This is a genomic window from Streptomyces sp. NPDC005281 (assembly GCF_040607495.1).
In the GTDB taxonomy this organism is placed as follows: domain Bacteria; phylum Actinomycetota; class Actinomycetes; order Streptomycetales; family Streptomycetaceae; genus Streptomyces.
Window position 1 is genome coordinate 171,997 of record NZ_JBEXGX010000019.1, and the last position, 15,589, is coordinate 187,585.

General features: G+C 70.6%; 8 protein-coding genes. 5 read left to right on the plus strand and 3 right to left on the minus strand.

Going from position 1 to position 15,589, the window contains the following annotated elements; genetic code table 11:
- Nucleotides 1-135 precede the first annotated feature (135 nt).
- From ABZV42_RS26120 to ABZV42_RS26135, 4 genes are all read left to right on the plus strand, one after another.
- On the plus strand, nt 136-1,413 hold the full coding sequence (locus ABZV42_RS26120) for a family 16 glycosylhydrolase (RefSeq protein ID WP_356053765.1): 1,278 nt from the start codon (nt 136-138) through the stop codon (nt 1,411-1,413).
- Nucleotides 1,414-1,547: 134 nt separating this feature from the next.
- The gene (locus ABZV42_RS26125; protein WP_355988087.1) at nt 1,548-2,747 is read left to right on the plus strand and encodes a beta-1,3-glucanase family protein; all 1,200 of its coding nucleotides are present in this window, start codon (nt 1,548-1,550) and stop codon (nt 2,745-2,747) included.
- A gap of 133 nt (nt 2,748-2,880) precedes the next feature.
- The gene (locus ABZV42_RS26130) at nt 2,881-4,974 is read left to right on the plus strand and encodes a SpoIIE family protein phosphatase (protein WP_356053767.1); all 2,094 of its coding nucleotides are present in this window, start codon (nt 2,881-2,883) and stop codon (nt 4,972-4,974) included.
- A gap of 28 nt (nt 4,975-5,002) precedes the next feature.
- On the plus strand, nt 5,003-6,133 hold the full coding sequence (locus ABZV42_RS26135; protein WP_356053769.1) for a hypothetical protein: 1,131 nt from the start codon (nt 5,003-5,005) through the stop codon (nt 6,131-6,133).
- Between the two features lie 2 nt (nt 6,134-6,135).
- Here ABZV42_RS26135 and ABZV42_RS26140 read toward each other — a convergent pair whose 3' ends face one another.
- A complete protein-coding gene (locus tag ABZV42_RS26140; protein ID WP_355988093.1) occupies nt 6,136-8,205 on the minus strand; it encodes a SpoIIE family protein phosphatase in 2,070 nt (689 codons plus the stop codon).
- Between the two features lie 247 nt (nt 8,206-8,452).
- Between ABZV42_RS26140 and ABZV42_RS26145 the strand changes: the two genes are divergently transcribed.
- Complete coding sequence (locus tag ABZV42_RS26145; protein WP_355988095.1) at nt 8,453-10,945, plus strand: SpoIIE family protein phosphatase; 2,493 nt, start codon at nt 8,453-8,455, stop codon at nt 10,943-10,945.
- Nucleotides 10,946-10,986: 41 nt separating this feature from the next.
- Here ABZV42_RS26145 and sulP read toward each other — a convergent pair whose 3' ends face one another.
- Both sulP and ABZV42_RS26155 read right to left on the minus strand, forming a co-directional pair.
- Entirely contained in the window at nt 10,987-12,786 is a 1,800-nt protein-coding gene (sulP, locus tag ABZV42_RS26150) for a sulfate permease (protein WP_356053771.1), read from the minus strand.
- Nucleotides 12,787-12,836: 50 nt separating this feature from the next.
- Complete coding sequence (locus ABZV42_RS26155; protein WP_356053773.1) at nt 12,837-15,560, minus strand: HAD-IC family P-type ATPase; 2,724 nt, start codon at nt 15,558-15,560, stop codon at nt 12,837-12,839.
- Nucleotides 15,561-15,589: the final 29 nt, after the last annotated feature.

A 15,589-nucleotide genomic window follows, 5' to 3' on the forward strand; every position in this document is an offset into this window, starting at 1 on the left:
ATCGGGGCCCACCGGGGCGGTCCATCGCCGACGGAGAGCGCTCTCAACGCCTTTGCTCTCCTTGGTCGCACACCGGAAACGGACGCCGCACCGGTTCACACTCCCCACAGCCGCACAGACAAGGGGTGTTCAGTCATGGCTGTTCATCGCGCACGCCGATGGTCCCTCGGAGGACTGGCGTTGCTGCTCGCCACAGGTGTCGCCGGTGGTGTCCTGTTCACCACCACGGGTCCCGCCGCGAACCGGGCCCACGCCGCCTCGGCCGCGCAGAGTTGGTCCGACGAGTTCGACGGAGCCGCCGGAAGCGCGCCGGACTCCGCCAAGTGGACGCTGGAGACCGGCGGTTCGGGCAACGGCAATCACGAACTCCAGTACTACACGAAGAGCACCGACAACGCCGCCCTCGACGGGAACGGCCATCTGGTCGTCACCGCGCGCAAGAACGGCGACAGCGGCCTCCAGTGCTGGAACGGAACGTGTCAGTACACGTCGGCCAGGCTCAACACCGCACGGTCCTTCACCCAGGCGTACGGCCACTTCGAGGCCCGCGTCAAGGTTCCGCGCGGCCAGGGTGTCTGGCCCGCCTTCTGGATGCTGGGTGACGACCTGGGCAGCGTGGGCTGGCCGAACAGCGGTGAGATCGACGCCATGGAGAACGTCGGGAACGAACCCGGCACGGTCCACGGGACCATCCACGGTCCGGGATACTCCGGTGCCGGCGGCATCGGTGCCGCGTACACGCTGCCGAACGGCAAGGCCTTCGCGGACGACTTCCATGTCTTCGCCGTCGACTGGAGCCCCACGGCCATCACCTGGTCCGTGGACGGGCAGACGTACGAGACCCGCACCCCGTCCGACGTGAACGGGAACAAGTGGGTCTACGACCACCCGTTCTTCCTCATCCTGAACTTCGCGGTGGGCGGCGACTGGCCCGGCAGCCCGAACTCGGCCACCTCCTTCCCGCAGACCATGACCGTCGACTATGTGCGGGTCACCGCCGCGGGCGGCGACAGGCCCACCACCGGCACCGGCACCACCGGCCTCATCAAGGGCATCGGCGGCATGTGCGTCGACGTGGCCGGCGCCTCCAACGCCGACGAGACGCCCATCCAGCTCCACGACTGCAACGGGGCCGACGCCCAGAAGTGGACCGTGGGCGGCGACGGCACCGTACGAGCCCTCGGCAAGTGTCTCGACGTACGGGCCGCCGCCACCGACGACGGCGCCCCGGTCCAGCTCTACGGCTGCAACGGCACGAAGGCGCAGCAGTGGAACCCCACCCCCGCCGGCGCCCTGACGAACACCGGCTCGGGCAAGTGCCTCGACGCCAAGGACAACTCCTCGGCCGACGGCACCCGTCTCCAGATCTGGACCTGCGCCGGAACGGCCAACCAGAAGTGGACGCTCGGCTGACCTGCGGCCGTCCGGTCCGGCACGCACGGCGAGGAGCCCTCCGGCGCGGGCCGGGCCGATCTCACGGCACCCTTCCTCTCCCCATCCCCCCACCGCCTTCCCCCCAGGCACAAGTACCAAGGAGTGCAGGTCACATGACGCCTCGCCACCAGCGAAACCTGACCCGTCGCAAGGCGCTGTTCGCCCTCGGCGGCGCGGCCGTCGCCGCACCCGCCGTCGCGGCGATCGCGCCGTACGCCATGGCCGGCCAGACCAACGCCTCCACCGAGGCCGCGGCGGGCTCGCTCCCGCTGACGATCGTCAACAACAGCGGCTCGTTCGGCAACGCGTCGGTGTACGTGTACGTCGTGGGCAACCAGGACGGAAAGCAGGTCCGTGTCACCGAGGACGGCAAGCTCGCGCCGATCGCCCTGTCGGACAACGGCGCGGACGGCTTCACCGACTACGCGCTCACCCTGGCCGGGAGCGGGGAGACGCAGCTCGCCCTGCCGTTCATGTCGGGCCGCATCTATGTGTCACTGGGCGCGAAACTGAAGTTCAAGGCGGTCCAGGACGGAAATGGCGACGCCGCCCTCCAGTTCCCGGCCGGCTGGGTCAAGTCCGACCCCAGCTTCGGGGTGCTGCACGACTGCGCCGAGTTCACCTACAACTCGGCGGGCATGTTCTGCAACACGACCATGGTCGACATGTTCAGCGTGCCCATGAACATCCGGCTGAACGGGGCCAAGGAACAGACCACCGGCACCGTCCGCGACGGCGGCCGGGCAGCCGCCTTCGCCGCGGTCAAGCAGAACGAGGACTTCGCGCCCCTCGTGGTCGACGACGTGCGCATCGTGGCCCCCGGCCACGGCCTGGACGCCGGCCTCTTCGCCAAGGACTACTTCGCGCCGTACATCGACCAGGTGTGGAGCACGTACACCGGCAAGGACCTGACCGTCACCACCAACGCGGGCACATTCACCGGGCGGGTGCGCGCGGACAGGTTCACGTTCGACGGACCCGCCTCCGTCTCCTTCGCCAAGCCCTCCACCCGTGACGTCCTGTTCTGCGACGGCAACCTCGCCGCGCCCAACGACGGCACGACCGGACCGGTGGCCGCCGTGCTCGGCGCCGGGTTCAACCGCTCCACCCTGCTCAGCGACTCGGCACAGCCGACCACCGCCGCGGCCGACTTCTACCGGACCGAGCTCACCAACCACTACTCGAAGGCCATTCACGCGGCCGCCGAGGACGGCAAGGCCTACGGCTTCGCCTTCGACGACGTCGCCGACTTCGCCTCCTTCATCCAGGACAGCGCCCCTACGGCGATCCGCCTGACCCTGTCCCCCTTCTAGAGTCCCGGTGCCCTGCCCTACGCGGGGCAGGGCACCGGATCCGGGTGCCCGAGTCGCGCGTGGCCGGTGAGCGAATATGGTGGAAACCTGGCAAACCGGAATGTATAGGTGGTCAACGGGCTACGGAAGTGTCATGGTTGCATCGCTGGGCGGACATGGCCGACCGGGGTCGGAGCTGGACGAGGCCATTCTCGGAGCACTCTTCTCCGAGTCGACCGTGGGTCTGCACGTGCTCGACACACAGCTACGTCTGGTGCGCTACAACACCGCGGCCCGCTATGTCCGGGCGTTCGCCCTGGAAGAGGCACTGGGGCGTCATCCGAGGGAGTGGGCAGGCGACTTCTACGCCGGAAACTATGAGGCGACGCTGCTCGAAGTGCTGGACACCGGTGTGCCGTCGCTGGACGTTGAGGTGCGCGGCCATCTGAGCCCCGACGAGCCCGAGATGGTGCTGTCGGTCTCCTGCTTCCGGCTGGAGGACGCGGCCGGCGGTGTCCTCGGAGTGGCGACAGCGGTCGTGGAAATCACGGAGCGCAAGCGGTCGGCGGCGCGACTGGCGCTGCTGGAGCGGGCGGGCGGGCGCATCGGCACCACGCTGGACATCTTCCGGACGGCACAGGAGTTCGCCGACGAGATGGTTCCCGTACTGGCCGACACCGTGGTCGTCGAGGTGCTGGACTCCGTCCTGCGGGGCGAGGTCAGCGAGCCGGGCACGGTCCTGGAGTACGGGGCGCTGCGGTGCACGAGCCGCACTTCCACCGCCCTGGACGCCGAGCGGTACCTCCCCTCCATCGGCGAGGCCATAGGTCTGTCCTCGGCGACACCGTTCGCGCAGTCCCTGTCCGACCTCCGGCCACGCATCGTCGAGCACCTGAGCGCGGACGCGGACTGGCTGGTGCGCGAGCAGGTACGAGGGCGGCGCCTCACCGAGGCCGGAGCGCATTCGCTGCTCGTGCTGCCGCTCACCGCCCGTGGATCGGTGATCGGTGTGGCCCACTGCTACCGGAGCAGCACCCCGCAGGCCTACGACGCGGGCGAGCTCGCGGTGGCCGCCGAACTCGCCGACCGGGTGGCCCTGTGCCTGGACAACGCCCGGCTGTACGCCCGGGAGCGGTCGGCCGGCCGCCTCCTCCAGCTCAGCCTGCGGCCGGCCCGGGTGCGCGGTCACGGCGCGGTGGAGACCGCGTACAGCTACTGCCCGCTCGGCGCGGGCGGAGACTGGTTCGACGTGATCCCGCTGTCCGGGGCGCGGGTGGCCCTGGTGACGGGCGACACGGTCGGCCGGGGCCTGGAGGCCGCCGCCACCATGGGCGAGGTGAGGGCCGCGATCAGTGCGCTGGCCGTCCTCGACCTGACGCCCGAAGAGGTCCTGGAACGGCTGCACGCCCTGGTGACCCGGCTCCACGGAGAACGCCCACGGCGTACCGACGTCGCGGCGGACGACGAGCGACGGGACACCACGTGCCTCTACCTCGTCTACAGCCCCGTCACCCGCCGCTGCGCCGTGGCGAGTGCCGGGCATCCGCCGCCGGTGCTCGCCCTGCCCGACGGAACCGTCGAGTACGCCATGACACCCTCCGGGCCACCCCTGGGCCGTGGCCTGGCGAAGTACGCCTCCGCCGAGTTCGAGATCCCCGAGGACAGCATCCTCCTGCTGTCCAACACCGCCCTGCTCCGTGCCGTGTCCGACGACCCGGAGGAACAACTGGTCCGCGTCGGCGACGCGTTGCAGCCGACCGGCCGGCCGCTCCAGGAGATCTGCGACGAGGTGCTCTACAAGCTGACACCGGAGCAGATGGAGAACGACGCCGTTCTGCTGCTGGCCCGCACCCGAGGCCTCGGGCCGGACCAGGTCGCGTCCTGGGCGCTGCTCAACCACCCGGCGTCCGTCGCCGAGGCCCGCGCCCGCACCGAGCGCGCGCTGGAGCACTGGGGACTGGAACAGCACGCCTTCACCGTCACGCTCGTGGTCAGCGAACTCGTCACCAACGCGGTCCGCTACTCGGAGGGTCCCATCGGGGTGCGCCTCATCCTCGACGGATCCGTCGTCGTCTGCGAGGTGACCGACGACAGCAGCACCGTGCCGCATCTGAGGCACGCCGAAGAGGTCGACGAGGGAGGCCGGGGCCTCTACCTCACCTGGCAGGTCAGCCGGCGCTGGGGGACGCGGCCCGAAACCCGCGGGAAGACGATCTGGGCGGAGGTCGCCCTGTCCGAGGACGAATGAGGGCGTCGAACGCCCGCCCGGCCCCCGAGTGACGGCCGACGAGGCGGCCCGCACGGTCACCCCGCCCGTACCCGGCGCCGACCGTGTCGTCCGTCCCGGCCCGGACGGGCGTCCGTTACGCTCGCAGCGCCATGGCGGGCCCGAGGTTGCGGAGGACACGACGGCGGGGATCAATCGCGAGCGCCTCGTCAGGACGCTGACGTTCTGGCTGCGTCCCGCGTTCGCGCTGCGGGTCCTCAACCGGTTCCAGAAGATCGTGGGCTTCGACCGCTCGATGGCCCTGGCGTCCAGCGCGCTCACCGCGCTCATCCCGCTCACGATTCTCATCGGCGCCGTGCTCAGCAATTTCTCGGACTACGACGCCGCCGACCGGATCATCCAGCGCTACGGTCTGACTGGTCAGGGTGCCGCGGCGGTCAAGTCGCTGCTGGATCCCGCCGAGAGCGCCAGCGCGAGTGTGGGTGTCTTCGGGAGCCTGTTCCTGATCATCTCCGTGCTGAGCTTCGCGCGTGCCTCGCAGCGGCTGTTCGAGCAGACGTGGGAACTGACCCCGCTGAGCGTCCGCAACACGAGGAACGGCCTGTGGTGGATCCTCGGGCTCGGCGGCTACGCCGTCGTCACCGGATGGCTCCACTCGATTCTCGGGGGGAGCAAGCTGGGGGTGGTGTCCTCGGTGTGCGAGGTCCCGGTGAGCGTCGCCTTCCTCGTATGGAGCGGCTGGGCGCTGTCCGCGAAGCGGATTCCGTGGCGTGACCTGATGCCCTTCGGCGTCACGGCGGCCGCGCTGACCGCGCTCTACTCGGTCGGCGCGGCCGTCTATCTGCCACGCCTGTTCAACTCCTACGCCGGGCGCTACGGGGCGGTCGGCGCCGTCTTCGCGATGATCTCGGCGCTGTTCGCCGCGATGTTCGTCATGGTCGCGTCGGCGGCCCTCGGACGCGAGATGCGCGACGAGCTCGACCGCATCCGCGCGGGGGGCCGCCCCTCCGACGACGAGGTCCGCCGCGAGTGGGACAGCGTCGTCGAACAGGCCAGGTCGCGCTGGCGCACCACCCGCGAACAGGTCTCCTCCCGTCGGCGGGCGAAGGACGCGAAGGACGCGAAGGACGCGAAGGACGCGAAGGACGCGAAGAACCCGGAGGATCCGAACAAGCCGTAGGGCTAATTCGCGCGGGCGACGAGCAGGGCGACGTCGTCGTGGTCGTCGGAGTTGCGCAGGCCGTAGAGGAGAAGGTCGCAGATCTCCTCGAGCGGCCTGTCCGCTTCGTCGAGGAAGGAGAGAAGGACGTTCAGGCGTTCGTCGATGGGATGCAGCCGGGTCTCGACGAGACCGTCCGTGTAGAGGACGAGCAGATCACCGGCGTCGAGCTCGACGGTGGTCGTCTCGAAGGGGATGCCACCGACGCCGAGGGGGGCACCCGAGGGCAGGTCGAGCAACTGGGGGGCGCCACCGGAGCGGACCAGGGCCGGTGGCATGTGTCCGGCGTTGGCGACGCGGCACTGCCTGCTGTGGGGGTCGTACACGGCGTACAGGCACGTCACGATGTAGTGCTCCAGATCGCACGTGATCTTGTCGAGGTGGTGCAGGACCTCGCCGGGGTCGAGGTCGAGGTCGGCGTAGGCGCAGGTGGCGGTGCGCAGCCGGCCCATGGTGGCCGCCGCGTCGATGCCGTTGCCCATGACGTCGCCCACCACGAGCGCGGTCCGGTCGCCGGCCAGCGGTATCACGTCGTACCAGTCGCCGCCGACCTCGCTGGTGGCCTGGGCCGGCTGATAGCGGGAGGCGACCTCGAGACCGGTCAGATGCGGGGGATGATCGGGCAGCAGGCTGCGCTGGAGCGTGACGGCGGTGTTGCGCACACTCTGGAACCAGCGGGCGTTGTCGATGGCCACGGCGGCCCGGGTGGCCAGCTCACCGGCGAGCACGACGTCGTCGTCGTCGAAGGGGAGCGGATTGCGGGTGCGCTTGAGGTCGAGGGCGCCGAGCACCTCACCGTGCGCGATCAGTGGCACCGCGAGATACGAGTGGACGCCTGCCTGCGCCAGGAGAGCCGTTCCCTCGGCGTCGCGGGCGATGCGCGGCAGATCCTGCTCGCCGACGTGCCGCACCAGTACCGGCCTGCCGGTGTGGACGCACAGGGTCACCAGACGGTCGCCGTCGTACGTCGCCAGGTCACCGGGAGGGTCGGCGGCGCGCAGTGCCACGGTGGGGTGCGAGGCCTTGAGGGCGAGGGCGCGGAAGAACTCCGGGCCGTTGTCCGGCCGGCGCTTGCGGCGGCAGGCCAGGACGGAGTCGAGGACGTCCACGGCGACCACGTCGGCCAGTTCGGGGGCGGCGATGTCGGCCAGTTCCCGGGCGGTCTGCTCCACCTCCAGGGTGGTGCCGACGCGGGTGGAGGCGCTGGCGACGAGCGCGAGGCGACGCCGTGCGCGGTCGGCCTCGGCCGCGGCCCGGTGGCGTTCGGTGACGTCGACGACCGAGGCGGCCGCGCCCAGGACACGTCCGCCCGGGTCCTCCAGCCGGTAGAAGGACAGTGACCAGGCGTGTTCGTGGTCGGGATCGGCGGGCGGGCGGCCCACGTGGTACTGGTCGAGCAGCGGTGTGCCGGTGGTGAGCACCTGGCGCAGTGCCGACTCGACGGTGTCCACATCGGGGAACGGCAGGGTCTCCCGCAGATGACGGCCGACATGGTCCTCGGCGGGGATGCCGTCGATCCGTTCCAGTGCCGGGTTGACCATGAGATAGCACAGGTCCGGATCCATCAGGGCGAGTCCGATGGGGGACTGGTTGATCAGCTGCCTGCACAGGGCCAGATCGGTCTCGACGCGCTGGAGCAACGTGTGGTCGGCCGCGATGCCCAGGGCGTAGACGTCCCCGAGGTCGTCCAGGAGCCGCATGTTGCGGAACTCCATGAGACGGGTGCTGCCGTCCTTGTGCCGGACGGGGAACGCGCCCGCCCAACTGCGTCCCGTCTCCAGCACATCGGCGAACAGTTCCGTGACGGACTGCATGTTCTCGGGGTGGATGATCAGGCGGGCCGCGTACTTGCCGAGCGCCTCTTCCGCCGTGTACCCGATGAGCTCCTCTGCCTGCGGGGTCCAGAACACGATGCGCCCGTCAGCGTCGAGGACCAGCGCGCCCACACGCAGGACATCCAGCAGGCCGGTGGGCCGGGACGCTTCGGGTTCGTGGCTGCCCGCGCTCTCGAACTGCCTGGACTCGGCTGTCATCCCTGGCCCTCCTCCACCGGCCGGCATCGTGTGCCGGGCTCCGTGGCCGCCGCCGGGCATCCGCGTGCCGACCCCGGCCCTTCCATGCTGCGCCCTGCCCGCGGGCTTGCGCACTCCAGGGGCTTCGATTGGCATGTTCAGGCCCAGGGGGTGCTGCGCCGGTGGCGTCCGGGGCCGGTGATCGTCCGCCGGGTCTGCACATCGGGCGGACAAGCAGGAACATGGTCCTGTAGAGGATGAGGGCTTCATGGTTTCTGCGCAGGAAGGTTCCGGCGCGCCCGTGTCCGAAGGACCGGGCGAGCCCCTCGACGCGTCCACCGACGCGGCGGCCGTGGTGTCGGCCGACGGGGTGGTGATGGGCTGGACCAGGGGTGCCGAAGCGCTCCTCGGCCACCCGGCCGCCGAGGCGGTCGGCACCTCGGCCGCCCAGCTGCTCGCGCTGCCCAGGGACCCCTCGCGGGTGGCGGCGGTCGCGGAGCGCTGCCGCGGCGGAATGGGCTGGACCGGTCTCGTCCCCCTGCGGCACCGCGACGGCCGGCGCATCGAGGTGGACCTGCGCGTCTCCGCGTCCTTCGGCATGGGCGCGAGCGAGTGCTTCCTGATCTCGGCGCGGGACCGCAGACGGCAGTGGACGGTGGGCCCGTCCTTCCTCGACGGGTTCGTGACCCGCTCGCCGGTGGGCATGGCGGTCCTCGACCTGCAACTGCGCTACGTCTGGATGAACGACACCCTGGAACACCTCGGTGGTGTACCCCGCGACCAGCGGCTCGGACGCCGACTGAGCGAACTGCTGCCGGGGCTCCAGGCGGAGACCATCGAGGGACTGATGCGCAAGGTCCTGGCGACCGGCGAGCCGATGATCGACTACGAGTACCTGGGCTGGAGCTGGGCCGACCCCCACCGCCGGCACGCCTATTCGTCCTCCTTCTTCCCGCTGCTCGGCGTCGACGGCTCCTACACCGGCGTGTGCTACATGGTCCTGGACGTCACCGAGCGCTGGAACGCCCGGCAGCTCCTGTCCCTGGTCAACGAGGCCGGGACCACCATCGGCGGAACCCTGGACGTCATGCGCACGGCACAGGAGATCGCCGATTTCGCCGTCCCGCGGTTCGCGGACTTCGTCATCGTCGACCTCCTGGAGTCCGTCCTCAGCACCGAAGGGCACGGCGCCTGGCTGTCGGACGCGGGACCCGCGCCCGCCAAGCCCATGATGCGGCGGGCCGGCATGAGCTCCGTGCGGGACGGCTGCCCGGAGGCCGTGGCCCGGATCGGCGACCGGGCGGATTTCCTCCCGCCGCCCCACGACGTGCACCTGCTCACCAACGGCGAGCCGTGCCTCATCCCGGTACTCGACCCGGACGACGACCTGTGGATCGCCGAGGAGCCCGAGAGAGCGGCCAGCATCCGCCGGTACGGGCTCCACTCCCTCATCTCCGTGCCCATGCGCGCACGCAACACCGCCCTGGGACTCACCACCTTCCTCCGCTCGCTCAACCCGGTCTCCTTCCAGCCCGACGACGTCCTGCTGGCACGCGAGGTGGTGGCACGCGCGGCCCTGTGCGTCGACAACGCCCGCCGCTACACCCGCGAACACACGGCGGCCGTCACCCTTCAGCGCAGTCTGCTGCCCCAGGCCCTGTCGGGCGGGACAGCGCTGGAGGTGGCCTCCTCGTACCTGCCCGCGGACCCGAGCGGCGGGGTCGGCGGCGACTGGTTCGACGTCATCCCGCTGTCCGGGGCCCGGGTGGGCCTGGTCGTCGGCGACGTGGTCGGCCACGGCATCACCGCGGCGGCCACCATGGGCCGGCTGCGCACCGCGGTGCAGACCCTCGCCGACATGGAACTGCCCCCCGACGAACTGCTGGCGCACCTCGACGACCTCGTGCTGCGGCTCAGCGCGGAGCGCACCCAGGAACAGCGGGCCGATGGGAGCACCCCGGAACAGGAGGCCGACCGGGACACCAGCGCGTCCTTCCTCGGCGCGACCTGCCTCTACGCCGTCTACGATCCCATCACCAGACTCTGCACGATGGCCCGGGCCGGACACCCGCCCGCCGTGGTCGTCGCCCCGGACGGGAGTTTCTCCTTTCCCGAGCTGCCCGCAGGCCCTCCGCTCGGCCTCGGCGGCATGGCCTTCGAGAGCCTGGAGATCGAGCTCGCCGAGAACAGCCTCATCGGCCTGTATACCGACGGCCTCGTGGCGGGAGCGCACTACGACATGGAGCTCGGCATGACACAGCTGGGGGAGCTGCTCGCCCGGCCCGACCCCGACCTCGAAGCGCTGTGTTCGACCGCGGTACGGCAGCTCGTCCCCGTTCCCCAGCCCGACGACATCGCCCTGCTCCTGGCCCGCACCCACACCCTGGGAGACGAGCATGTCGTCTCCTGGGAGGTGCCGGTGGACCCGGCCGCCGTCTCCGATCTGCGGGCCCGCGCCACGAGCGCCGTCGAGGCCTGGGGGCTCGGGGAACTGACCATGACCACCGAACTCATCGTGAGCGAACTCGTCACCAACGCGATCCGCTACGCCGTACCGCCCGTCCGGCTGAGACTGCTGTGCGACACCCGGCTGACCTGCGAGGTCTCCGACGCCAGCAGCACCGCCCCGCGGCTCAGACACGCCCGGAGCACGGACGAGGGCGGCCGGGGCCTGTTCCTGGTGGCCCAGCTCGCCCATCGCTGGGGCGCCCGCTACACGGCGGAGGGAAAGATCATCTGGGCCGAGCAGGAGATTCGGTGAGGGTTCCCCGGCCTCCGGGACCGCACCGGACGGGGCACCGCTCAGCCGAGGCCGGCCTCCGGCCGTTCGGTTCCGCCACCGCCACCGCCACCGCCACCGCCACCGCCCTCGTCGCCCGGATCGACGCCGTGGTCGCGGCACCAGGAGCGGTACGCGGCGACCGCCGTGGGCAGGGTGGGGAAGATCCGGTCCTCGCCGACGGACTCGCTCAGCCCGTAGGCGTCCAGATCGTCCCGCAGATCCTGCTTGACCCGGGCCATCGCGAACTCGACTCCCCGTCCCCGGAGTTGATGACGCAGCTCGTCCAGTGAGTCCAGGGCGGTGATGTCCACCTCCACATTGGCCTCCGCGTTGAGGACGAACCACCTGACCGGGACCTCCTGTTCGGCCACGGCGTCGAGGGCGCTGCGCCGGAAGTCCTCCGCGTTGGCGAAGAACAGCGGGGAGTCGTAGCGGTAGACCAGCAGCCCGGGGATCACCCGGGCGTCCGGGAAGTCGTCGACGTCGTGCATGCCCGCGAGGCCCGGCACCAGCCCCTGGACCGCGTCGTGCGGGCGCGCCACCCTGCTCAGCAGCTCGGCGACCGACAGACCGACGGCCACCAGCACCCCGTAGAGGATGTCCAGGGCGAGGACGCCGATGAGACAGCCGAGGGCCAGCAGGAGTTCCCTGAGCCGGAAGGACGCCAGCCGCCGGAAGCCGGCCAGGTCGATCATCCGGATCGCCGCGTAGACGACCAGCGCGCCGAGGACGGCCGAGGGCGTGTCGGTGAGCAGGGGACTGAGGAAGAGCAGGACGGCCAGCACGGAAAGCCCGGCCGTGAGCCCGTACGCCTGGGTGTGCGCGCCCGTGGACTGCCCGAGTGCCGTACGGCTGGCACTGCTGCTCACCGGGAACCCCTGAAGGGTGCCCGCGCCGAGGTTCGCGGCGCCCAGGGCCAGCAGCTCCTGGTTCGCGTCCATCGTCGTACCGCCGTCGTCGGTGGTGAAGGCGCGCGCGGTCAGGATGAAGTCGGTGTAGCCCACGAGCAGCACACCGACACCGGGCAGCAGCAGCTGGGGCAGGGTGTCGAGCGGGGGGAAGTCGGGGCGGGGCAGCCCGGCCGGGATCTTCCCGATCACCGCGATGCCGTGGTCCTGGAGGCCGAAGGCCGCGACCACGGCCGTACCGGTGACCAGGACCAGGAGCGGCCCAGGGACCCGCCAGTGAAAACGCGTGGCCAGGTACAGGACGACCAGCGTCGCAGCGCTGAGGAGCACGGTGGCGGGATGGATCTCGCCCAGGTTCCCGAGGAAGGAGGCCAGTTTCGGGAAGAACCCCGAACCGTCCGTCGGCACACCGGTGAGCTTCGTCAGCTGATCCACCATCATGATCAGCGCCACGCCCGCCAGATACCCGATCAGCACGGGCCGGGAGAGCAGATCGGCCACGAAGCCCAGCCGCGCCGCCCACGCCACCAGACACATCAGCCCCACGGCGACGGCGAGCGCCGAGGCCAGCACCGCGTACCGCTCCGGATCGCCGCCCGCGAGCGGCCCCACGACCGTCGCGGTCATCAGCGCCGTCGTCGACTCGGGCCCCACCGACAGAAGCCGGGAGGAACCCAGGAGCGCGTAGAGCACGATGGCCGGGAGGATCGCCCACAGACCCACGACGGGCGGCAGTCCGGCGACACTGGCGTACGCCATGACCTGCGGCACCAGATAGGCGGCCACCGTCACCCCGGCCAGCAGGTCGCCGCGCAGCCAGCTCCTCCGGTAGCCCCTGAGCACCGTGAGCCCGGGCAGTGCCGGCACAGGGGGACGCCACCCTCCGCTCGGGGTGCCGTGGTGCTTCGACACGGGCCAGTCCTTCGGATCGCGCCGGCGGGCCGTGGACAGGGCCCGCGCCGTCAGTCGGTGCGCCGCGCCCTGCGGGCCAGGAGCTTACCCACCTCCCACACGAGCAGGAACGCGACGGCGGACAGCAGGGCCCAGCCGAACTGCCGCGCGTCGATCTCGGTGGTGCCCAGGATGCGGCGGAACCCGTCCAGCTGCGTCACCGCCACCGCGAGCACGAACTGCGCCAGTGCCGTCCAGTTCATCTGCTTGCTGTCGAACGTGCTCGTCGTCAGCACCGAGTCGGTTTCGCTGCGGCACTCGAACGCGGCCACGATCAGGCAGAGCGCGAACGCGGTGAACGCGGTCGAACTGCCGATGTCCACGCTGTCGTAGCGGGATTCGCCCAGCTTGATCAGTCCGAGCAGGATCAGCGTGATCGCCAGCCCGCTGAGGCCGACGGTCACCATCACGGGCCGGGTCAGCACCGACTCTCCCCGGGGACGCGGCCTGCGCCGCATCAGTCCCGCGCTCTCCTGGTCGAAGCCGAGCGCGAAGCCGAACGAGGCGTTGACCACGAAGTGGATCCACAGCACCTGCGGCGGGGTGAAGGGCTCACCGGCGGCGATGTTGAAGATGGTCGCCCCGAGGAAGGTCAGGACGAACGTGACCAGCAACAGCAGTACGAACCTGATGTATTTGGTGAGGTTGTCGTAGAGCTTGCGGCCCTGTTCCACGGCGTAGACGATCGTCGTGAAGTTGTCGTCGGACAGGATCATCCGCGCCGCGTTCTTCGCCACGTCCGTACCGCTGCCCATGGCGATACCGATGTCCGCGGCCTTGATGGCGGGGGCGTCGTTGACACCGTCACCGGTCATCGCGACGACGGCGCCCTTCTTCTTGAGCGTGTCCGCGAGCAGCACCTTGTGCTCGGGCGCCACCCGCCCCACCACACCGATGCCGTCGATACGGGCCAGCCGCTCGCTCTCCGGGAGCGCGGCGAAGTCGGCACCGAGGACGGCCTCGCCCTCGATCCCCAGCTGCCGGGCGATCGCGGCACCCGTGGTGACATCGTCCCCGGTCACCATGCGGACCCGGATGTGCGCCGCCTGGGCACTGGCCACGGCGGCCTTGGACTCCTCGCGGGGCGGGTCGACCATCCCGACCAGACTCGTCATCCGCAGTCCGGTGACGTAACCGAGCAGGTCGCCGCCGGGATCGAAGTCGGCCGGGTCCAGGTCCCGGGTGGCCGCCGCCATCACCCGGCGTCCCTCCCCGCCCATGCGCTCGCCCTGTTCGTCGGCACGCCGGCTGAGATCCGCGTCCCACGGTACGGTCGCGTCGCCCGACAGGGCGGTCGTCGCGCGGGCCTGCACCGCCGGAGCCGCGCCCTTGACGAAGCAGCGCACCACAGGCCGCCCGGCGGCGTCCACGGTGGAGTTGAAGGTGGCCATCAGCTTGTAGGTCGGGTCGAAGGGCAGGGTGGCGAGCCGAGGGAGCCGCTCGCGAGTGGCCTCGATGTCCAGCCCGGCCTTGTGGGCCAGCACCAGGAACGCGCCCTCGGTGGGATCGCCGACCACCTCGCCGTCCACCAGCTTGCCGTCGTTGGCGACGAGGTACGGAAGGATCGCGTCATCGATGCTCGCGGACGAGCCCGCCGCGTGCCGGATCCTCCCGGCGAGGCCGTAGCCCGTGCCCGAGACGGTGTAGCGGTCGGCGGGTGTCACCACCTCCACCGCCGTCATCTGGTTCATGGTCAGGGTGCCGGTCTTGTCCGAGTTGATCGCCGACGTGAACGCCAGGGTCTCGACGGACGGCAACTCCTTCACGATCGCGTTGCGCTTCGCCAGATTGAGACTGCCGACGGACAGGATCGCCTGGGTCACCGTGGGCAGGGCCTCGGGAATGGCGGCGATGGCCAGCGAGACCGCGCTGACGAACAGCGCGTCCCACGCCTGGCCGCGGCTGAACCCGAGCGCGAACATCACGATCATGGTCAGGCCCGCGGCGGCCGTGATCCACATGGTCAGCGTGTCCAGCTCCTGGGTGAGCGGCGCCTCCTCCTTCTCGGTCGCCGACAGCATCTCCGAGATCTTCCCGAGCTCGGTGCCCTGCCCCGTCCCGGTGACGACCACGACACCGCTGCCGTGGGTGACCGGGGTGTGCATGAACGCCATGTTCGACTGGTCCCCCGGCCCCAGCAGGACCTTCGGCAGGGTCGTGGCGTCCTTCGACGCGGGGACGCTCTCACCGGTGAGCGCCGACTCGTCGATCTGGAGCGCGTGGGCCTCGACGATCCGTCCGTCCGCCGGAACCTGGTCCCCGGCGGAGATGTGCAGGACATCGCCCACGACCACCTGCTCCGCCGGGATCTCCGACTCGTTCCCGTCACGCCTCACCCGGGCCGTCGCCGTGAGCATGGACCGGAGCGCGTTCATCGCGCTCTCCGCCTTTCCCTCCTGCCGCAGCCCCACGACCGCGTTCAGCAGCGTCAGCAGGAAGAGCAGGATCGCCGTGCTCCACTCGGCGATCGCGAGCGAGACGACCGCCGCCACCACGAGGACGATCTGCATGTAACTGCGGTACTGCTCGGCGAACCTCCGCCAGGCGGGCTTGGTCTTCTCCTCCGGCAGCGCGTTCGGCCCGTTCTCGGCCAGCAGTTCGGCGACCCGGGCCGCGGTGAGTCCGGACGCGGGGTCGACGCCGAAGGCCGACGCGACGTCCTGCGGATCACGCGCGTACCAGAGCTCCGGAGCAGCACGCTCCGGAGCCTTGGGGCCGCTCGACTGCATCGCCATCTCTGCTCTCCGATCAGGATCCGGTCCGC